This is a genomic window from Winogradskya humida (genome assembly GCF_016862215.1).
Classification (GTDB): domain Bacteria; phylum Actinomycetota; class Actinomycetes; order Mycobacteriales; family Micromonosporaceae; genus Actinoplanes; species Actinoplanes humidus.
In genome coordinates this window covers 60,659-80,515 of sequence record NZ_BOMN01000106.1, presented here as the reverse complement: position 1 = coordinate 80,515, position 19,857 = coordinate 60,659, and the positions used below count along the sequence as shown (strand labels likewise).

The 19,857-nt window shown below is 71.3% G+C and carries 21 protein-coding genes; 8 read left to right on the top strand and 13 right to left on the bottom strand.

Going from position 1 to position 19,857, the window contains the following annotated elements; all coding sequences use genetic code 11:
• Positions 1-14: 14 nt before the first annotated feature.
• Positions 15-272, bottom strand: coding sequence for an IS30 family transposase (locus tag Ahu01nite_RS36530; protein WP_203841293.1), 258 nt, complete (start codon positions 270-272; stop codon positions 15-17).
• 446 nt (positions 273-718) lie between these two features.
• Positions 719-1,594, bottom strand: coding sequence for an SDR family oxidoreductase (locus Ahu01nite_RS36525; RefSeq protein ID WP_203841292.1), 876 nt, complete (start codon positions 1,592-1,594; stop codon positions 719-721).
• Between the two features lie 70 nt (positions 1,595-1,664).
• On the opposite strand from Ahu01nite_RS36525, the gene Ahu01nite_RS36520 reads away from it, so the two are divergent.
• Positions 1,665-2,234, top strand: a complete 570-nt coding sequence (locus tag Ahu01nite_RS36520) for a TetR/AcrR family transcriptional regulator (RefSeq protein WP_239159430.1) — start codon at positions 1,665-1,667, stop codon at positions 2,232-2,234.
• A 6-nt stretch (positions 2,235-2,240) separates the two neighbouring features.
• Here Ahu01nite_RS36520 and Ahu01nite_RS36515 read toward each other — a convergent pair whose 3' ends face one another.
• From Ahu01nite_RS36515 to Ahu01nite_RS36485, 7 genes are all read right to left on the bottom strand, one after another.
• On the bottom strand, positions 2,241-3,062 hold the full coding sequence (locus tag Ahu01nite_RS36515; RefSeq protein ID WP_203841291.1) for an alpha/beta hydrolase: 822 nt from the start codon (positions 3,060-3,062) through the stop codon (positions 2,241-2,243).
• Positions 3,059-3,910, bottom strand: a complete 852-nt coding sequence (locus Ahu01nite_RS36510) for an alpha/beta hydrolase (protein WP_239159429.1) — start codon at positions 3,908-3,910, stop codon at positions 3,059-3,061. Before Ahu01nite_RS36510 ends, Ahu01nite_RS36515 begins: the two co-directional genes overlap by 4 nt.
• A 73-nt stretch (positions 3,911-3,983) precedes the next feature.
• The gene (locus Ahu01nite_RS36505) at positions 3,984-6,689 is read right to left on the bottom strand and encodes a helix-turn-helix transcriptional regulator (RefSeq protein ID WP_203841290.1); all 2,706 of its coding nucleotides are present in this window, start codon (positions 6,687-6,689) and stop codon (positions 3,984-3,986) included.
• Positions 6,690-6,764: 75 nt separating this feature from the next.
• Complete coding sequence (locus Ahu01nite_RS36500; protein WP_203841289.1) at positions 6,765-8,813, bottom strand: serine/threonine protein kinase; 2,049 nt, start codon at positions 8,811-8,813, stop codon at positions 6,765-6,767.
• Positions 8,810-9,790, bottom strand: coding sequence for a helix-turn-helix transcriptional regulator (locus tag Ahu01nite_RS36495; RefSeq protein WP_203841288.1), 981 nt, complete (start codon positions 9,788-9,790; stop codon positions 8,810-8,812). Before Ahu01nite_RS36495 ends, Ahu01nite_RS36500 begins: the two co-directional genes overlap by 4 nt.
• A 45-nt stretch (positions 9,791-9,835) precedes the next feature.
• The gene (locus Ahu01nite_RS36490) at positions 9,836-10,138 is read right to left on the bottom strand and encodes a hypothetical protein (RefSeq protein ID WP_203841287.1); all 303 of its coding nucleotides are present in this window, start codon (positions 10,136-10,138) and stop codon (positions 9,836-9,838) included.
• A gap of 140 nt (positions 10,139-10,278) precedes the next feature.
• Complete coding sequence (locus Ahu01nite_RS36485) at positions 10,279-11,217, bottom strand: LysR family transcriptional regulator (RefSeq protein WP_203841286.1); 939 nt, start codon at positions 11,215-11,217, stop codon at positions 10,279-10,281.
• 165 nt (positions 11,218-11,382) lie between these two features.
• Between Ahu01nite_RS36485 and Ahu01nite_RS36480 the strand changes: the two genes are divergently transcribed.
• On the top strand, positions 11,383-12,129 hold the full coding sequence (locus tag Ahu01nite_RS36480; RefSeq protein ID WP_203841285.1) for an SDR family NAD(P)-dependent oxidoreductase: 747 nt from the start codon (positions 11,383-11,385) through the stop codon (positions 12,127-12,129).
• A 64-nt stretch (positions 12,130-12,193) separates the two neighbouring features.
• Here Ahu01nite_RS36480 and Ahu01nite_RS36475 read toward each other — a convergent pair whose 3' ends face one another.
• Entirely contained in the window at positions 12,194-13,078 is an 885-nt protein-coding gene (locus Ahu01nite_RS36475) for an NAD(P)H-binding protein (protein ID WP_203841284.1), read from the bottom strand.
• A 97-nt stretch (positions 13,079-13,175) separates the two neighbouring features.
• On the opposite strand from Ahu01nite_RS36475, the gene Ahu01nite_RS36470 reads away from it, so the two are divergent.
• The 5 genes from Ahu01nite_RS36470 to Ahu01nite_RS50805 all read left to right on the top strand — a co-directional run bounded on the left by Ahu01nite_RS36470 (position 13,176) and on the right by Ahu01nite_RS50805 (position 16,204).
• A complete protein-coding gene (locus tag Ahu01nite_RS36470; RefSeq protein ID WP_203841283.1) occupies positions 13,176-13,802 on the top strand; it encodes a TetR/AcrR family transcriptional regulator in 627 nt (208 codons plus the stop codon).
• A 286-nt stretch (positions 13,803-14,088) separates the two neighbouring features.
• A complete protein-coding gene (locus Ahu01nite_RS36465; protein WP_203841282.1) occupies positions 14,089-14,931 on the top strand; it encodes a DMT family transporter in 843 nt (280 codons plus the stop codon).
• Positions 14,928-15,161 (top strand): carbon-nitrogen hydrolase family protein, encoded by a 234-nt coding sequence (locus Ahu01nite_RS36460; protein WP_239159428.1) that lies wholly within the window; start codon positions 14,928-14,930, stop codon positions 15,159-15,161. The genes Ahu01nite_RS36465 and Ahu01nite_RS36460 overlap by 4 nt, the downstream gene beginning before the upstream one ends.
• Positions 15,158-15,865, top strand: a complete 708-nt coding sequence (locus Ahu01nite_RS36455; RefSeq protein WP_239159427.1) for an MSMEG_0565 family glycosyltransferase — start codon at positions 15,158-15,160, stop codon at positions 15,863-15,865. The genes Ahu01nite_RS36460 and Ahu01nite_RS36455 overlap by 4 nt, the downstream gene beginning before the upstream one ends.
• Before the next feature lie 6 nt (positions 15,866-15,871).
• On the top strand, positions 15,872-16,204 hold the full coding sequence (locus Ahu01nite_RS50805) for a glycosyltransferase (RefSeq protein ID WP_239159426.1): 333 nt from the start codon (positions 15,872-15,874) through the stop codon (positions 16,202-16,204).
• On the opposite strand, the gene Ahu01nite_RS36450 is transcribed toward Ahu01nite_RS50805, so the two are convergent.
• Both Ahu01nite_RS36450 and Ahu01nite_RS36445 read right to left on the bottom strand, forming a co-directional pair.
• Entirely contained in the window at positions 16,183-16,791 is a 609-nt protein-coding gene (locus tag Ahu01nite_RS36450; RefSeq protein WP_239159425.1) for an RraA family protein, read from the bottom strand. The genes Ahu01nite_RS50805 and Ahu01nite_RS36450 overlap by 22 nt on opposite strands.
• 9 nt (positions 16,792-16,800) lie before the next feature.
• Positions 16,801-17,700 (bottom strand): alpha/beta hydrolase, encoded by a 900-nt coding sequence (locus Ahu01nite_RS36445; protein ID WP_203841281.1) that lies wholly within the window; start codon positions 17,698-17,700, stop codon positions 16,801-16,803.
• A 74-nt stretch (positions 17,701-17,774) separates the two neighbouring features.
• On the opposite strand from Ahu01nite_RS36445, the gene Ahu01nite_RS36440 reads away from it, so the two are divergent.
• Complete coding sequence (locus Ahu01nite_RS36440; RefSeq protein ID WP_203841280.1) at positions 17,775-18,233, top strand: MarR family winged helix-turn-helix transcriptional regulator; 459 nt, start codon at positions 17,775-17,777, stop codon at positions 18,231-18,233.
• Positions 18,234-18,236: 3 nt separating this feature from the next.
• On the opposite strand, the gene Ahu01nite_RS36435 is transcribed toward Ahu01nite_RS36440, so the two are convergent.
• Complete coding sequence (locus Ahu01nite_RS36435) at positions 18,237-19,787, bottom strand: methyl-accepting chemotaxis protein (protein WP_203841279.1); 1,551 nt, start codon at positions 19,785-19,787, stop codon at positions 18,237-18,239.
• Between the last annotated feature and the right edge of the window lie 70 nt (positions 19,788-19,857).

The following is a 19,857-nucleotide window of genomic DNA, read 5'->3' as shown; positions in this document are numbered from 1 at the left end:
ATCAGTGAATAAGATCATGATGCGCCGGCGAGCAATCGGGTGAACCGCTGGGCAGGGGTTTCGCAATCGAGGATCTTGCGCGGACGGTTGTTGAGCTCGGCGGCCGCCGTGGCCAGGTCCTCGGGGGTGTGCACGCTGAGGTTGCTGCTCTTGGGGACCATTCCAGTAAGGCCGTTGGTATTTTGGGTGGAGCCGCGTTGCGACGGGCTGGCCGGGTCGTACAAATAGACCGGCATGCTGGTGGCGGCGGTGAACTCGACATGGCGGCGCATCTCGACCACTTGATCCTAGGCCGGCGACTGTCGTAGCTCTGCCGGAAGGATCGAGAAACGGTGATGAGCCGGTCGCGGAAATGTGCGGCGTTGCGGTCCTGCGGCCGCTCGAGGCCGGTGACCACCCTGCGGCCAGCCAAGGCTGGACCATCCATCCAAAGCTGCTGACTACCCAAGGCCGGTGACCGCCCAGCCGACCACCAAGGCTGGCGACCATCCAGCCGGCTGCCCAGGGCCGGCGACCATCCAGCCGGCTGCCCAGGGCCGGCGACCATCCAGCCGGCTGCCCAGGGGCGGTGACCACCCAGGGCCGGTGACCACCCAGCCGGCCGCCCGAGGCTGGACTGCCCAAGGCTTGGCTGCCAACGGCCCGACCGCACAAAGCCGGTGACCACCCAAAGGCGACACGAGCAGTCGCTCCGATGGTCCCTCAAAGGCGACCGATGTCAGGACACGGGGGCGGGCTGGTGTTTCGGGAAGTGGGGGCGGAGGTTGGCGGCGAGCATGCGGTCGAGGATGCGGTCGGGGAGGATGCGGGAGAGGCGGGTGAGCATGGCGGCGTCGCGGCCGATGGTGTAGCGGGTGTGGGGGCGGGGGGTTGTGGCGGCGTTGGCGATGATGCGGGCGGCGGCGTCGGCGGGCTGGCCTGTGGTGGTGAATGCGGTGGCGTGGTTGACGACCGCTTGGAGCAGGCCGCCGTAGCGGCTGTGCTCGGCGGGGGTCATCGTGGCGATGGTGTTGTTCATGCGCTCGATGCCGCGGCCGGTCATCTCGGTCTTGACGCCGCCGGGCTCGACGACCACCACCTGGACGCCGTGGGGGGCGAGCTCGCGGCGGAGTGCGTCGCTCATGGCTTCCATGGCGAATTTCGCTCCCGCGTACGCCCCGTAGGTCGGCATGGCGACCTTGCCCCCGATGGAGCTGATGTTGACCACCCGGCCGTGGCTGGCGTGCAGGGCGGGCAGGACGGCCTTGGTGACGGCGACGTGGCCGAAGAAGTTGACCTCGAACTGCTCTCGCCAGTCGTCCATCGACAGGAGCTCGACGGGGGCGTTGACCGCGATGCCGGCGTTGTTGATCACGGCGCGGAGGGGGCGGTGGGACGGGTCGGTGGCGATGCGGTGGGCGACCGCTTCGATCTGGGCCGGATTGGTGATGTCGAGGATCATCGGCTCGAGGTGGGGGCCGCGCGGAGCGTCGGACTCGCGGCGGACGCCCGCCAGCACGTGGTAGCCACGGGCGGCCAGCTCGCGGGCGGTGGCGGCGCCCATGCCGGTGGAGGCGCCGGTGATCAGGATCAGCTCTTCGTGTGACGTTGTCATGTGAATGACGGTAGCAGTTCATGTGACGCTGTCAAGTGAGTCGGCTGACGGTGTCAGGTAGATTGGGCGCATGGTCAGCAGAGTGGAGAGCGCGGCGGCGACCCGGCGTGCACTGGTCGACGCCGCGGCTGAGCTGCTCGACGAGGGCGGGCCCGATGCCGTGACCCTGCGCGCGGTCGGGGGCCGGGCCGGAGTGTCGCGAGGGGCGCCCTACGGGCACTTCCCGGACAAGGAGCACCTGCTCGCCGCGGTGGCGACCAAGAGCTGGGAGGCGGTCGGCGAGCAGCTCGACGCGCTGATCACGGACCGGGGTCAGGCGCCGTCCGAGCGTCTGGAGCAGGCCCTGACCGGGCTCATGGAGGTGGGCCGCCGGCACCCCCATGCGTATGCGTTGATGTTCGCCGCCCCGACCGCCGAGCATCCCGAGGCGGTGGCCGCGGTGTCGCGGACCCATGACCAGTTCCTCACGATCATCGCGGACGTCATCGGCGACCCGCAGCGTGCCCGCCCGATCGGTGGCCTGCTGATGTCCAGCGTGCACGGCATCGTCGCCATGGAGAACGGCGGCCATCTGACCCCCGAGAAATGGCAGACGACCGGCGATGAGCTCGTCAAGCTGCTCATCGACCGGATCGCCTGACCAGGATCAGCCGGTGGCCCTGACCGCGCTCAGGACCAGGCTCGTCACGGCCTGGGGATGGCTGACCATCGCGGCGTGCGAGGTGGCGAGCTCGATCGTGTGCGCCTTGGCACGGGCGGCCATGGCGCGTTCGGCCTCCGGGGGGATGGTCTTGTCGTTGCGGGCGACCAGATACCAGGAGGGGATCGTCTTCCACGCGGGCACCCCGGAGGGCTCACCCAGGGTGATGAGCGTGCCGGGTCGCTGCGCGGCGGCCATCACCGCGGCCTCGGCAGGCGGGACGTCCGCGGCAAAAAGGGCACGGAAGGACGACTGCTTGATGTACGCGTCCAGGTCGTACCCGGTCGGTGATTGCGCCAGCGGAGGAGCCCCCGGGTACGGCCGGAAGTCGAGATTCGCCTCGATGTCGGTGTGCCCGCCGCCGAGCTGGTTGGCGGCGGCGACGGATTCGCCCTCGTCCAGGGCGTACGCCGCGATGTAGACCAGCGCCTTGACGTTCGGGTTGCCGCTCGCCGCGTTGGTGATGACCGCGCCGCCGTAGGAGTGCCCGACCAGCACGATCGGGCCGGGGACGGTGCCGAGGAACGTGCGGATGCTCGCCGCGTCGCCGCTGAGGCTGCGCAGCGGGTTCGGCGGGGCGAGCACGGTGTAGCCCTGTTTCTGCAGCGAGCTGATGCTGTCGCCGAAGCCGGACGCGTCGGCGAAGGCGCCGTGGACGAACACGATCGTGGGTTTGACCTTGGTGCGGCCGCCGGCGTTGGCGGTGCCGGCGACGGTGAGGGCGGCGCCCACGAACAGAGCGACCGCTACGGCGAGGAGCTTCTTCACGCGTACCTCCGGATGAAGGAGAGGGCGGTGTCGCAGACCTCGCGCCAGCCGCTGTCGATGGTGATGCTGTGGCCCCGGTCCGGGATCGAGGCGATCTCGGTGACACCCTCGTTTCCGGACTGCAGCTTGTACGCGGCCCGGTTGATCGCGGGCGGCGACGTGTTGTCGGCCAGGCCCTCGACGATCAGCAGGGGACCCCGCTCGGGGTTGTGATAGTCGGCCTTCGCCTCGGTCCACGGGTTCAGGTTGGCCGCGGCGGCCTGGAACAGCGGCGTGCCGGACGCGGGGACGGCGAACGTCCGGTAGAGCTCCTGCGCCTCCTCCTCGCTGACCGAGCTGGCGAACGCGAATCGGAACTGGTCGTAGGTCAGCGGGATGGCCCGGTGCCGGTTGAGCGGGTTGCCGAGCACGGGCGCGGACGCCTTGAGCGCCGACAACGGCAGCGGCAGCACGCCGCGGAACGGCGCCGAGTCGATGGCGACCGACGCGGCGGCCAGCCCCCGCCCGGCTACGATCATCGTGAGCAGCCCGCCGAACGAGTGCCCGATGACGGCGGGTTTGCGGTCCAGCTGCGTGATCACCGCGGAGTAGTGGTCGGCCACGTCGCCGACGCTCTTACCGGCGAAGACCTCGGGGTGCGCGTTGGCCTCCTCGACGGTTTCCGGGTCGTCGGGCCAGCCGGGGGAGACCGGGGCGTACCCAGCGTCGGCGAAGACCTGCGCCCAGCGGTCCCAGCTGGACGGCAGCAGCCACAGACCGTGGATGAACACGACCGGCCGCAACCCGGACTTGTTGGCCGCGGCCACCTGATCGTCGACCGAGGTGGACAGATGCGGTAGTTCTGACAACGGATACTCCTATCGCGTGGGCGAGCCAGGGCTTCACCGTAGGGAGCGGGGCGGCCCGCCCGCGTACGTCGGATTACGTAAGAAGCAGGGCCGCCAGCTCCGTACGGCTCCTGACCCCGACCTTCGGATAGATCCGGTAGAGGTGGGTGCTGACCGTGCGCGGCGACAGAAACAGCCGCCCGGCGATCTCCCGGTTGCTCAGCCCGTCCGCGGCGAGCCGGGCGATCTGCACCTCCTGCGGGGTCAGGGTCGCCGTGGCGTCATCCGGCCGGCGCCGGGTCTCGCCGGTGACCCGCAGCTCAGCAAGCGCTCTCTCCGCCCACGGCGTCGCACCGAGCGCCTCGAACGCTGCCGCGGCCCCGCGCAGGTGCGGACGGGCCCGGCCGCGCTGCCGCCGCCTGCGCAGCCACGAGCCGTACGCGAGCTGGGCCCGGGCCCGTTCGAAGTTCCCCGCGTCCGTCGCGAGGGCGGCCTCGTAACCGGCCTCGTCGTCGGCCAGTACGGCCCGGGCATAGGCGAGCCCGGCCCGCAGCGCGGGATTACGCCCCTGCACGGCGATCGGTTCCAGCTCGGCGACCAGCTCACGCAGGACGTCGTGGGCACCGCTGAGTGCGGCGGCCTCGGCGAGATGACCGGCCATGCCCAGCCGCACGTACGGGTGGAAGGCTTGATCCGCGGGATCGAACATGCGCCGCAACTCGTGACAGGCGTCGGCCGCCCGCCCCGCCGCGAGAGCTTCGAGACCGCGTACCTGCTGGACCAGGGCCAGCATCGAGTACATCCGGCCGGGGATGAAGACCGCTTCACCGAAATCCGCGGCCTCCAGGGCGGCCGCGCTGTCGCCCCGCAACGCCTGGGCCATACCGATCGCCAGGCGCGCGGTCACCTCCCAGGACTGCCGTCCCGTGTCGCGGGACAGCGCGACGGCCTCGGACCCGGCCAGGATCGCGGTGCGGGTGTCGCCCAGGCACGCGGCGGCGTACGTCCGGGTGGCCAGCGTCTGCGCCAGCAGCCCGATCCGGCCCTGTTCCCGCAGCCCGGCGCTGCTCGCGCCGCTGAAGCCGACGGCCAGTTCGAAGGCACCGAGCGAGGACGCCGCCAGGCCGAGTTCGTAGTGCAGGGTCGGGGTCAGGTCCAGCCGGTGCCGGAGCCGCTGCATGATCTCCAGGCAGGCCGCGCCTCGTTCGACCGGTGCGATGAGGCCCACCACGGCGATCACCTCAGGGTGGTCGGCGGGGAACCCGAGGGCATCGACAACGGCGAGGAACTGACGTCGTACGGCCTCGTCCACGTTGGAGAAGTGGATCCGCACACAGATCGAGCTCAGCGAGTCGAGGGCCAGCCGCTGGTTGCCCGATTCGCGGATGTCGTCGATGAGCTCCGCATAGAGGGCCAGCGGGCCGCTGCCGCTCCAGCCGGTGCCCATGAAGAACTCCCGCAGCCAGGCGAGCCTGGCACGATCCGGGGGCCGCAGTTCCGCGGCGTCGATGCGTTGCAGCAGCCGGCGCGCCGCCTCGGCGTCGCCCTGCTGGTGGGTCAGGTGCACGGCGGTCAGCAACCGTTCCCCGCGCTCGGCCGGGTCCTCACTGAGCTGGACGGCCCGTTCGAGGGTGGCGAGCGCGACGGCGACGGCCTGCCGTTCACCGGCCCGCCACGCGGCGTCGGTCAGGCGCCGGGCCACTTCCTCGTCGGGCCCGGCGGTGGCGGCGGCGAGATGCCACAGTTGCCGTTCGGATTCCGGGCCGATCACCTCCGCCAGCGCGGCATGCGCGCGGCGACGCTCGGCAGCGCCCGCGGACTGGCGCAGCGCCGACCGCAGCAGCGGATGCCGGAAGGCGATGCGGTACCCGTCGTCGATCTGGACGAGCCGGGTCACCACGGCGGGATCGATGTCCTCGGCCTTCACCGGGCCGCGGAGCGCGACGGCCGCCGCGGCCACCGCCTCGTCCAGGTCGTCGCTGTCATCCAGCGCGGCCACCAGCAGCAGCGTTCGCGTCACCGGCGGCAGTTCGGCGACCAGCGCCGAGAACAGCTGCTCGACCCGGGCGCTCAGCGGCAGCGAGGACGGCTGCGAGGACGGCTGCGAGGACGGGAGCGAGGACGGCAACCAGGACGGCAGCAGCGCGGCCGCGTCCGAGCGGGCGGCGGCCGCGCCGAGCTCGGTCAGCCCCAGCGGGTTGCCGGCCGACTCGTCCAGCACCCGGTTACGCAGGGTCGGCGGGAGGCCCGGCGCTGTCCGGTCCAGCAGCGTGCCGGCGTCCTCGCGGGACAGCGGTTCCACGCGTAGCTCGGGCAGCCCGGCCCCGGCCAGCCGCCGGTCGATGTCGGTACCGTCCCGGGCGGTGAACACCAGCGCGATCCGGTCCGATTCCAGCCGCCGCCCGGCGAACGTCAGCACGTCCCACGACGCGGTGTCGAGCCATGGGGCATCCTCGACAGCGAGCAGCACGGGGGACTCGGCGGCACCGAGCAGATCGAGCAGCCCGACCGCCAGCCGCACCGGCGACCCCGGCCCGATCGTGGCAGCCACCGGCCGCAGCAGCCGGTGCAGTCCCGCGTACGCGATCTGCCCCTCGGCCTGCACCCCGCTGACCTGCAGCACGAGCATCCCGCGCGCCCGCGCCGCCGCGGTGATCCGGCTCAGCAGCGCGGACTTGCCGACGCCCGCCTCACCGCGAATCACCATGGCGCCGCCACCGCGGGCCGTGGCGTCGTCGAGCAGGGTGGTCAGCGTTCGCAGCTCGGCGGCTCGTCCGATGAGCGGGGACAGGTCAGGCATGCTCATCAACGCTAGGCGGCCCCCGGCGTACGAAGTAGCCGCTGCGTGCACGCCATCATGCTGGTTGTGCGGAGATCAGGACTTGACGGCGATCGTCGACAGGGCGGCGTACCCATCGTCGGTGATCTTGCCTTGATCGACCTTGACGGCGGTGTGGGGGCCGGTCAGTTCGAAGAGGCCGGAGTCGCCAGCCGGGCTCATCTTCCAGGACTGGGTGGTGTCGCCCGCGCGGCACGGTTCCATGCGCAGGACAAGGTTGGTCTTGTCGGTGACGCAGAGCTTCGTGCCGGTGGCGGAGGCGATGACGACGTGGTTCTGGTTGTCGTCCGTACGTTTGCGCACCTTGGCTGCCGTGATCGTCATCCGGGTGGTCTCGGTGACGGCGGTGCCGGAGAAGTCCACAGTGCCGTCCGGGTGCCCGTCGAGGTGATACTCGGCGCCCGCATCTCCGGAGGTCACGATGACGACGGGTACGCCGAAGTCGATCGCGAGTCCCTCCAGGCCGGACAGGTCCGAATTGACGAGCTTCGGCCCGCTCGTGGCCGGCGCCGCCGACGTCGGGGCGGTGGTCGTCGGCGCCGTGGAGGCAGGAACATCCGGGAGCTCACCGCGGTCGATGAGGCTGTAGCTGTCGGCGTACGTGGCCTCGCCCACCTCGGTGACCTCGGAGCGCTTGGCGTCGGCGTCCCACTTCAGCCAGCCGTACTCGTTGCCGATCCGGTAGGCGGGCCGGCCCTTGGTGTCGTTCGCACCGGTCGGCGTGATCGAGAACAGCGTCCCCTTCGTCGGCGTGCACCCCGTCCCCACGACCGGCCGGACGTTCTCACCCGGGGTGATCTTGACGCCGAGGCAGATGTCCGCGCCGGCCCGGCCCTCGTTGGCCAGGGACCTGATCAGGTAGTCGACGCCCACCGGCTCGAGGACGAACTGGGACCGGGAGCCCGTGCCGTCGGAGACCTCGAGCTCGGCGCCGCCGGTGTCCAGCATGAAGTAGCGGTTGCCGGTGTCGAGCTGGATGGAGAACGCCCGCTCACCGGCGAGGATGGTGGAGGCAGGGTCCGTCGAGGTGGCTTGCGTTTCGCCGCCGCCGGAGTTTGCCCTGTGCAACCCGAGGACGCCGCCGATCACCAGCGCCACCGCGACTGCCGTGGCCAGCGCCGCGCGGCGCCACCGGTGTGGCCGGGCCGTCCCGTCCTTCCCGGACGGTTGCGGGACGGCGTCGGCGGGCGGGCGCGGGACGGGATGCGCGGTGCCGGCGGTGTCGTCCGGTGGTGGGACGACGGCTGCCACCTGCCGGACCGCCAGCGTCTGGCTGCCGAGGAGCGCGTCGAGCAGCTCCCGCGCGGTCGGCCGCTCCTCGGGGTGTTTCGCGAGCGCCCGTTCCACGAGGTCACGCAACGGCTCTGGCACGTCCGCGGTGTCCGGCGGCCGGGTCAGGATGCGCACTGCGGTGCCCGCCGCCGAGTCCGCCGCGAACGGCGTGTGCCCGGAAGCCGCGTAGGTCACCACCACGCCCCACGCGAAGACATCCGCCGCCGACGTCAGATCCCTGCCGAACTCCGGGTCGAGCCGTTCCGGCGCCATGTAGGCGACAGTGCCGACCATCTGATCGGTACGCGTGTGAGCGCTCGTCGCCTCGAAAGCGCGCGCGATCCCGAAGTCGATGACCTTGATGCCACCCATCGCGATCAGGACGTTGCCCGGTTTGAGGTCGCGGTGGATCACGCCCGCGCCGTGGATCGCGGTCAGCGCCGTCGCGATGCCGACCGCCACCCCGTGCAGCGCGGAGCCGGTCAGTGGCCCCTTCTGCGAGATCACGGCCTGCAGGCTGGGCCCGTCGACGTACTCCACCACGAGATAGGGCGGGTCGTGGTCGGGGTCGGCGTCGAGCACCTCGGCGGTGGAGAACGGCGGCACCTGTTTGGCCCGGTTGACCTCGCTGCGGAACCGTCCCCGGAACTCCGGGTCGTCGGCGAACTCCGGCCGCACCATCTTGATCGCGACCGCCGACCCGTCCTGCGCGCGGCCGAGGAAGACCGTGCCCATGCCGCCCTGCCCGAGCCGGCCGACGAGGTCATACCTGCCGAGCCGGGTGGGATCACCAGGGCGAAGCGGCTTGCTCATGGCTGGTCGGTGCCCGTTCTGTCGGTCGTGCCGGGAAGCGTACCCAGCCCGCCGACGGCCCGCCACTCTCGCGGAGACATCCCGAACGCCTGCCTGAACCGCCGGGCGAAGTGCGCCATGTCCACAAAACCACACGCCCGCCCCACCGCGGCGACCGGCCAGGTTCGCATGGCGAGCAACGACCGGGCCTCCTCCAGCCGCACGCGCATGATGTGCCCCGCCAGGGTTTCCGCGTCGGCCGCCCACACCGCGTAGAGCCGGCGCACCGAGACGGCGTGGACCCGCGCGATCCGGGCGGCGTCCAGTGTGGGATCGCTGTAGTGACGGCGTACATAGAGCTTGGTCTGGGTCAGCAGTGCCTCACCTGGCTGTTCCACCCGGGGGTCTGCGGTCGTCGCCACCAGGGCGCGCATCAGATCGACGGTCGCGGAACCGAGAAGGGAGCGGACCGGGGCCGGCTGGTCGAGGGCCTCGGTCAGCCCGAGCAGATGCTCCATGACCAGGCGCCGCACCGGGCTGGCCTGCAGCCGTGGCGCCGCCGCCCGGATGAGGTCCCCGGGCAGCCCGAGCGCGTCCCGGTCCACGTTGAACGACACTGTCGCACCGTCGCCGTAACGCCCGAACTCGTAGGGCAGCGCCTGGTCGACCATCATGATGCCCCAGTCGGTGCGCTGCTCCCGGCGCTCCGCCGCGCCCTGCGAGAAACTCCACCGCCCCGGGCTGAGCAGCACGAACCCGAGCCTGTCCTCGGCGATCCGCCGCACCATCCCCGGCGTGCGCCGCAGCACCAGCCCGGAACTGCTGCGGTGCATCAGCGCGGCCCGCCCACCCAGATCCCAGAAGTTCAGGCGGGCGTGGACCCGCTCCTCGGACTCATGGGTGAGCAGCGCCGGCACCCGGGCATCGCGCATCGCAGCCCGCACAGCCTCGGCCCGATCGGCCGGTGCCATCACCGAGGTATCCAGGACGAGCGCCATACCCTCAGGGTGCCATCCGGGTATGACAGTCCCGCTACTCGCCCGCTACTCGGAGATGGCGATCGCGGTGAAGCTGCAGATCATCACGACCACGACGATCGCCACCGGCCACAGGAACGCGCCGCGTAACGCGCCGGCGAATGCCTGATAACCGCCGGAGAACCGGTGACCCAGCGCCAGCCCGATCGACGCCGCGGCCCCGGCGATCAGACAGCTCCAGAAGAACCAGACGCTCGCCGGCCCGGTCACCTGGCGAACGCCGGCGAAGAAGACAGCCACGACGGTCAGCCAGACGGCAAGGCTCTGCGCCCAGCCCGACCTGCGGGTGTTGCCGGTCATCACGGTCACGGCGCCGACGCTACCCCAGCCGTTCCACCTGGATCTCCCACCGGCTTTAGGTTGTGCACAATTAAGTTGTGTGCAACTTAATTGTGCACAACCTAACTGCCCGGGCGGGTGCGGCCACAAGCTATTTGCGTGTGCGGGGCTCAGGCTCCGAGCCGGGAGATCAGCCGGGCCAGGTCACGCCTGCGGGAGTCGGCCGCCCAGACCGCCCAGGTACGCCGCACAAGTGGCGCCCCGGCCAGCGCCGCCCACACGACCCCGCCGGGCAGCGGCTGGGACCAGTTCTCGGGTGCGAACGCGAACGCCTGCCCCGAGCTGACCGCCGCGAACTTCACCTCCGCGATCAGTGACTGCCCCGGGCCGGCAGCCGGTCCCGGGCTCAGGCCGTGGCTGCGCAGCACCGCGACGATCTCGTCGAACCACACCGGGCTGTCGGCACGCGGGAACCCGGCCCAGTCGAGCCCCGCGAGCCGGTCCAACCGCACCTCGCCGCCCGTCGCAAGGCCGGCAGGGAGGCCTGCGGTGAGGCCCGCGGTGAGGCCCGCAGGGAGGCCCGCGGTGAGGCTCGCTTCGGCCAGCAGTACGCCGAGCCGTTCCTCGACGACGACCGCGGCGTCGAGTTCCCGGTCGGCGGGGCGGCTGCGGACCAGGCCGACGTCGAGGTCGCCGTCGCGCAGGGCGTCGAGCTGGGCGGCCGAGGAGAGATGGCGGACCTCCGTACGCGTGCCGGGATGGGTCTCGGCGAGCGCCTTCAACGCGCCGGGGAGCAGGTCCGGCGGTAACTCGAGGGGCATCCCGATGCGCAGGGCGGTGTCCTCGGCCGCGGCGAACCTGCCCACGGCCGTCAGCGCCTGGTCGTAGCGGGCGAGCACGGCGCGGGCCTCGGCGGCGAGGACGGCGCCCGCTTCGGTGGGGCGGACGCCGGTGCTGCTGCGTACGAGAAGGTCCAGGCCGGTCTCCCGCTCGATCGCGGTGAGCGTCTGCGAGACGGCCGGCTGGCTCAGCCGTAACCGCCGGGCGGCCGCCGACAGGCTGCCCTCGCCGACGACGGCCAGAAAGACCCGCAGCTCGCGTAGTTCCATCCGCCCATCGCACCACGCCGTCCCTGACAGCGACCCATAAGCGGGCCTTATCGCGGCCGGGATTTCCGGGCCTCACCGCCCGCTTACACCTGCCGGAACCCACCCCGGGGTCCCGCAAAGAAACCGGAACCCACCCGGGTCCCGCTACGAAAAGGGTGAACGGTCATGACAACGGAACTCTCCGGAACCACCGCGCTGGTGACCGGCGCTACGAGCGGCATCGGCCGGGCCACCGCGGTCCGGCTCGCGGCGCTGGGCGCGACGGTCGTGCTGTCCGGCCGCGACACCGAGCGCGGCGAGCAGGTCGTGCGCGACATCCGGGCAGCCGGCGGCACCGCGTTCTTCGCCGCCGCGGACCTTCGGGACGAGGCGTCGGCGCGGGCCCTGGCGGCTCGCGCGGTGCAGCTGGCCGGCCCGGTCGGCATCCTGGTCAACAATGCGGGCATCTTCCCGTTCGGCCCGACGGACAAGACCACCGAGGACCAGTTCGACGACGTGTACGCGCTGAACGTCAAAGCGCCGTACTTCCTCGTCGCCGAGCTGGCCCCGGCGATGGCGGCCCGCGGCCGGGGCGTCGTGGTCAACGTGACGACGATGGTCGCGGAGCTGGGCACGGCCGGGATGGGGCTCTACGGCTCCACGAAGGCCGCCCTGGTGCTGCTGACGAAGTCGTGGGCGGCGGAGTTCGGGCCCAGCGGCGTCCGCGTCAACGCCGTCAGCCCGGGCCCCACGCGTACCGAGGGAACCGCACCCATGGGCGACGCCCTCGACCAGCTCGCGGCAGCCGCCCCCGCCGGAAGGCCGGGCACGGCCGACGAGATCGCCGCGGCAATCGCCTTCCTCACCACTGACGCCGCGTCGTTCATCCACGGCGCGGTCCTCCCGGCCGACGGCGGCCGCATCGCCGTCTGACCAGGGCTTTCAGGCCGCCGCTTTCAGGCCGCCGCTTTCAGGCCGCCGCTTTCAGGCCGTCTTTTCAGATGGCCTTGAAAGCGGCGGCATGGTCGGTGGCCCACTGCCGGAACGTACGCGGGGGAGCGCCGAGAATGTCCTCCACTGTGGAGGTCACGTACGCCGGGTGGCCCAGCGTGGCCTGCCAGGCGGCCAGGAGCATGTCCACGGCCGGCCGGGCGCCGATCGGGGCATCGCGCCGGAACTCGTCGGGGGACAGCTCCTCGTACGTGAGCCGGCGGCCCAGGACGGTCCCGAGGATCTCGACCTGCTCGGCCTGGCTCAGGGCTTCGGGGCCGGTGAGGACGTAGTCGCCGCCCACATGCCCGTCGTCGAGCAGGCTCCGTGCGACGACCGCGGCAACGTCCCGGTCGTCAACGGGCGCGGTCTCGGCCGCACCGTACGGCCACCGGACCACGCCGTCCCCACGGCTAGCGCGGTCGCCCCGGATCGCGTCGCCCCACCAGAGCAGGGCGTTGGATGCGAGCATGCCTGGCCGGACGATCGTCGTGCCGAGCCCGGCGGTCGTGATGAGCCCCTCGAGGTCGGCGAACAGGGCGGCCACCGGGTTCGGCTGCTGGAAGAACGGGTGCGGCGTCCGGTGCGGCGCGGACAGCAGGACGACCCGCCGGGTGTGGGCGGCCAGCCGGTCGACGACGGCCGCCACGGTGTCCGGCGGGGCGGTCCAGACGAGGAACACCGTGCCGATTCCCCGCAATGCGGCGTCGAGCGAGTCGGGGACGGTCAGGTCGCCGGTGACGGTCTCGACGGTCGCCGGCAGCGTCGCCGCCGACTCGGCGCGGTGCACGAGCGCGCGGACGGGTGCGCCGGCGTCGGTCAGCAGGTCGATCACGGCGCGCCCGATGCGTCCGGTGGCTCCGGTGATGAGGCAGGTGTCTGGCGGTTTCATAGCGCCGATCAAAACGTAACTCGGTTAAAAAAACAACCCGGTTAAAAGAACGACATCGCAAAAAAAGAGACCGAGTAAAAAATGTTACTCTGGACGGGTGATCGAGCAGGCCGGGCTGCGCGCCCGCAAGAAGGTAAGAACCCGCGACACCATCGCCGACGCGGCGATCGCGCTGTTCCTGCTGTACGGGTTCGACGGCGTGCCGGTGTCCGACATCGCGGCGGCGGCCGAGGTCTCGAAGCCGACGTTGTTCCGCTACTTCGCGACCAAGGAGGACCTGGTCCTGCACCGGTTCGCGGACCACAACGGCGAGGCCGCCCGCGTGGTGCGCGACCGCGAGCCCGACGTTGCGCCAACGGCCGCGTTGCACCAGCACTTCCAGGCCGGGCTTGACCGCTTCGACCCGGTCACCGGCCTCAACGACCACCCCGACGTGGTGGCGTTCCACCGGCTGGTGTTCGGCACGCCGAGCCTGGCGGGCCGGCTCACGCAGTACATGCTCGACGACGAGACCGCACTGGCGGCCGCCCTCGGCGATGGCATCGGCGCCCGGCTACAGGCCGCGCAGGTGATCGCCCTCCAGCGTGTCCTCGCCCGGGCCAACTGGCAGAAGATCGCTGACGGCCGCAGCGCGCAGGACGTCCACCCCGAGGCCCTCGCCGACGCCAACCTGGCCTTCACGGCACTCCGCGCGGCAAGCTCAGCTGCTAACTTCCGAGGGTGACACCGTTCCCGGGCATCCTGCCCCCGCCGCGCTCCTGACGGAGCGCCGCGCTTCTGGAAGAGCGCCGCGCTCCTGACGGAGCGCCGGCGACGGCCGACAGCATCTGAGCTGATCGGCAGCCTGATCGTGCTCGCACTCCTGACGGAAGCGCCGCGCGAGGGCCGACAGCGCATGAGCTGATCGGCACCCTTTCGTGCCTGCGCACCCGATGGAAGCGTTGCCCGACGGCCGGCGTGCGTGCGCTCCGTAGCCGGATCCCGTCCACGGCTCACATCCCGGAGCGCACATGCCGCACCCCTTCCTGCCCTCAGCCCAGATCGCCGCCGCGGGCCTGCTCTGGGGCACGACCGGAATCGTCGTCCCCTTCCTGCACCGCGCGACCGGCCTCGACGCGGTCGCCATCAGCTTCTACCGGCTCGCCATCGCCGCCGTCGTCCTCGGCCCCCTGTTGATCCACCGCCGGGAGGTCCTCCGGCACGCGCCATTCCGACTGCTCGCCGTCGGGGTGGGGCTCGGCGCGTACCAGGCGCTCTATTTTGTCGCTGTCCAGCTCGGCGGGGTCGCGGTGGCGACGGTCGTCAGCCTCGGCTCGGCGCCCGTCCTGATCGCCGTGTGGGAGAAGTCGCGGAGCAGAAGCCTGTGGATCAGCATGGCCGCCGCGGTGACGGGACTGATCCTGATCGCCGGAGGGGACGCGACCCCGAACGCCGCGGGGCTGCTGGCCGCGCTGGCGTCAGGGTTCGGCTACGCGGCGACAACCGTTCTCAGCCGGCACCTTTCCGACCGGGTCGACCCGATGACCCTCACGGCATCGTCCACGGTGGTCGGTGGGCTGGCCCTCGCGCTCCCGGCCGTACTCCTCGGCGGTCTGGGCTTTCCGCTCCATGAAAAAGAGGGCGCGATGCTGCTCTACCTGGGAGTGGCGACGACCGCGGTCGCGTACACCCTGTTCTATGCCGGTCTGCGCAGCACCCGGGGCAGCGCCGCGACCGTTCTCACCCTGCTGGAACCACTGACAGCGGCCGTCCTTGCCGTCCTGCTCCTGGGCGAACCGCTCACCGCGCCCATGGTTGCCGGGAGTGTCCTGATGCTCGCGGCAGTGAGAGGCAGTGAGAGGCGGCGGCAGTGAAGGCGGTGGCGGGGGCCTCCAACCAGACCGGCGCGGTCGGCGGCATGCGCTTCCTCGGCCAGGCCAAAGTGGTCGGCCCGGCGGGCAACATCCTCGCCCGCACCTGGGCCAAGGCCGGGCTCGCGGTCGCCGAGCTCGATGTCGCCGCCGAGATCGCCGCCGCCCGCCGCGTGCTGCGCCACCTCGACGAGCTCAAACCGGACAGCTACCGGACGGCGGCCACGACATGAGGATCGCGCTGCTGACCTACTCGACCCGGCCGCGCGGGGGCGTCGTGCACACCCTCGCCCTGGCCGAGGCCCTGGCAGAGCAAGGGCAGGACGTCACGGTCTGGACCCTCGGTCGCGGTGGCGGTTTCTTCCGGCCCGTCCATCCTTCTGTACGCGTAGAGCTCGTCCCCTTCCCCGACGAGCCGGGCGAATCCGTGGGGGAGCGGATCCTGCGCTCGATCGCCCTGCTGCGCACGGCGTTCACGCCCGGTGACTACGACATCGTCCACGCCCAGGACTGCATCAGCGCCAACGCCGTGGACCGCTGCGTGCGGACCGTCCACCATCTCGACCAGTTCACGACCCCGGAACTGGCCGCCTGTCACGAGCGGGCCATCCTCCGGCCGTACGCCCATCTGTGTGTCTCGTCCGCCGTGGCAGCCGAGGTGTCCGCGGGCTGGGGCCTGTCACCCACCGTGATCCCCAACGGCGTGGACGCGGCCCGCTTCGCCGGCGCCGTCCCCGGCACCCGGCACGGCGCCTACGTGCTGTCCGTCGGCGGTATCGAGCCGCGGAAGGGATCCCTCGATCTGCTGGACGCGTACGCCCTGCTCCGCGACGATTTCCCCGGCCTGAAACTCGTCATCGCCGGCGGGGAAACCCTGTTCGACTATCGCGACTACCGCGCAGAATGGGAACGCCGGGCGTCAGCGTTGAAAGTCTAACCGCTGGTGCTCGGGCCGGTCGACCACGACGAGATGCCCGGGATCGTGGCCGGCGCGGCGGCGTTCGCGTTCCCGTCCACGAAGGAGGGGTTCGGGCTCGCCGCGATGGAGGCCCTTGCCGCCGGCGTACCCGTCGTGGTCCGTGACCTGCCCGTCCTGCGCGAGGTCTTCGGCGACACGGTCAGTTACGGCCACGACCCGGCGTCCCTGGCGGCTGCCCTCCGCGCGGCGATCAAGGAACCGTTGCCCGCCACCGCCGGCCGCGAGCTGGCCGCCGCCCACACCTGGGAGGCCGCCGCCCGCCGCCACCTCGAGTTCTACGCCTCGCTGAAACCCTGATCCCGCAACGCCCTGCCGATGCGGGAGCGGTGGTCGGCCTCCCACTCGTCCAGGCTCTGCGCGGCCTCCTTCGCCAGCTTCGCGCGCGCGTCCGCCAGCACCTGCTCGCGGCGGTCAGCGGGCACGACCACGACGCCGTCCTCGTCGGCCACCACGAGGTCACCGGGATTCACCAGCACCCCGCCGCACCGCACCGGCACCTGCAGCGCGCCGACCTGCTTCTTCGTGCCGGGGATGGGCACAACACCGCGGGCGAACACCGGGAACGTGGCGTCCCGCACCTCCCCGATGTCCCGGATCACGCCGTCGAGCACGAGCCCGGCGACCCCGTTGCGCTGAGCCACGGCGCAGACATTGCCGCCGGCCAGTGCATACGTCGTGTCTCCCGACTCGGCGACGATCACCGAGCCCGGCGCCGCCCGGTAGATGGCCGCGTGCAGCATCAGGTTGTCACCCGGCGGGCACTGCACGGTGTACGCGGGCCCGGTCAGCGCGACCGGCCCCCACAGTGCCCGCACACCGAGATCCATGACCTGCTCCACGCCCAGCAGATCGGCGAGGGTCGTCGAAGGTAGCGAAGTGTCCACGCCGTGAAACTACCGGTTGCGCAGCCGCTGCCCGACGAACAGTGCCGCGCGGTCGAGAGCGTCGTCCGCCTCGCCGAGAGTGCCCGCGTACGCCTGGAAGACATGCGGCACCCCGGCCACCACGTCGAGGATGACGTCGACCTCCGCCGCGCGCGCCCGGTCGGCGAAGCGGGTGGCGTCGTCCAGCAGCAGCTCGTTCGTCCCGGCCTGCAGCAACATCGGCGGCAGCCCGGCGAGGTCACCGACGATTGCCGGGCTCAACAGCTCCTGCCGCGGGTCCTGCCCGGCGAGGTAGAGCGCGCCCGTCCCGTCGAGGCCGTCCTTGGTGAAGAACGGGTCGATGCCCTCCTTCGACCGCATGCTCCCGCCCGTCCGCGTCGCGTCGAGCCCCGGCGAGAACGCCACGATCCCGGCCGGCATCGGCAACCCCGCCGCACGGGCGGCCAGACACGTCGTCACCGCAAGCCCACCACCAGCGGAATCCCCGGCGAGGACGATCGCTGCCGGGTCCGTGCCACGTTCCAGCAGCTCCTGGTACGCGGCCAAGCAGTCCTCGATCGCCGCAGGGAACGGATTCTCGGGTGCGAGACGGTAGTCCAGCGACACTGCCGGCACCCCGGTGCGGACGACGAGGTTCGCCGTGAGACTGATCGCGGTCTCCGGTGACCCGAACACGAACGAACCGCCGTGAAAATAGAGGATCGTGCCGCTGTGCTCGTCGCGATGGGCCCGGACGGACAGCGCCGGCCTGCCACCCAGAGTGGTGGCCTCCCTGTGCACGCCGCCGGGCACGGCCATGCTCGTCATGAAAGCCGCAAACCCGCTCCGGATCTCCTCGATCGACTCCGGCGTCGCGGGCGGGTGCTCCCGGAGCGCCGTGTCGAGCGACACTCGTTGCTGCCTGGTCATGGCTCTCTCCCGTCACTGAATATGCCCCGGAACTATATGCCGAGGAATCTACTACGTCGGGTAAAGTACATGCCATGGCATCTACTGGGCAAGCCCACCTGGGTTTTCTGGACGACCTGGTCCGATGCGAGACGCGGCTCTACAACGCGCTCAACGACCGCCTCCGCGAACGCCACGGCATCGTCATGTCCCAGTTCGAGGCGCTCCACCTCATCCGCACGTCCCCGCGCTGCCGCGTCGCCGACCTCGCCGGCGCCGTGGCGGCCGGCGTCGGCGCGATCAGCAAAGGCGTCGACCGCCTCGAAGCCAAAGGCTGGGTCCAACGTCTGCCGAACCCCGCCGACCGCCGCTCGTCCCTGCTGGTCCTGACCGAGCCGGGCGAGCAGCTCGTCGCCGAGGCCCGGCATACCTGCGAGGAACGCCTCGCCGAGCTCCTCGACCTCAGCGCCGAGGAACTCGCCGCGACCACGAGGACGCTGTCGAAGCTGCGCCGTGCGCTCGAGGCCGGCCAGGTCGGCGTACCCGTCGGGTGAGATTTAAAGCTTGAAGGCCTGGACCAGGCCGCGCAGCTCATCGGCGGTGCGGGCGACCTCGGCGCTGGCGTCGCGGGTCTGCTGGACGCCGGAGGAGGCCTGACCGGTCGCCGAGGAGACGTCGGCGATGTTCGTGGCGATGCGGGTGCTGCCCGAGGCGACCTCGGTGATGCTGCGGGACATCTCCTGGGTGGTGGCGGTCTGCTCCTCGACGGCGCTGGCGATGGTGGTCTGGAAGTCGTTGATCTTCGCGATGACGTCGCTGATCCGGCTGATGACCTCGACGGCGCCGCTGGTGCCCGCCTGGATCGCCGTGACCCGGGCGTGGATGTCCTCGGTGGCCCGGGCGGTCTCCTGAGCCAGATCTTTGACCTCGGAGGCGACCACGGCGAAGCCCTTGCCGGCGTCGCCCGCGCGGGCGGCCTCGATCGTGGCGTTGAGGGCGAGCAGGTTGGTCTGGGCGGCGATCGAGGTGATCAGGTTGATGACGTTGCCGATCTCCGCCGACGACTCGCCGAGCTGCCGGATCGTCTCGGTGGCCTGGGCGGCCTCGGCGACGGCGATGCCGGCGATCTGGACGGCTTCGCTGGTGTTGCGGGAGATCTCGCGGATGCTCAGGCCCATCTCCTCGGAGCCGGCGGCGACGGTCTGCACGTTGCGGGAGATCTCGTCGGCCTCCGCGGCGGCGGAGTTCGTCTGCGTGTTCGTGTCGCCGGTGGTCGACGCGAGCTGTTCGGCGATCCCGGACAGGCCCGTCGCGGAGCGGGACAGGGCCTCCGCGTTGCCGCCGATGGTGGTCATCGAGGCCCGGATCGAGTCGAGGGCCGCGTCGAGGCCGGCTGCCATCCGGCCCAGCTCGTCACGGGTGGTGATGCCGCTGCGGCGGGTCAGGTCGCCGTGGGCGAGTGCGTCGACGACCTCGCCGATGCGGCGTACCGGGCGCAGGATCGAGCGGACCAGCGGGATCGCCAGGCCGATCAGCAGGGCGAGCCCGGCAACCCCGGTGAGCAGGGCGAACAGGCGTACGTTGCGCTCGGTCGCGGCCATGGCGGCGCGCTCCTGCTCCGCGGCGGCCTGCACGGCGTCGGTCAGCGTGCCCAGCTCGTCGTCGGTGACGTGGTTGCGGGTGGCGATCTCGTCCAGGTCGCCGGCTTTGCCGCTCGCCGCGGCCTTCACGAAGTCGCTGATGAACGCGCTGAACGAGGTGAAGTCCGGCCGGTTCGCGGTGAACTGCGCCTTGAACGCCGCGGGCAGGCCCGAGGCCATCACCGCGTCGGCAGCCTCGGTCGAGGAGGCCACGTCGTCGACGGTGTCCTGAGAGACGTCCTGACCCAGGGCGGCCCGGTACGCGTCCACCTTGAGCTCACTCTGCCGGGTGTCCAGATGATGCAGGGCGGCCAGGCCCTCCTCGAGCCCGCGGACGGTGTCCGACTGCCGGATCAGGTCGCGCTGACCGGCCAGGCTGATGGCGGCCATCACGGCTAGTGCCAGCGCGCCCGCGATCACGATGAGGACGAGCCTGCGGGCCACACCGAGGGTGCTCAGACGGAACATGTCCGCCCTATCGGCGCTGCTCAGTCACCCTGCAGTGATCTTCGCCAAAGAATTTTCCCTAAGGTCGCGG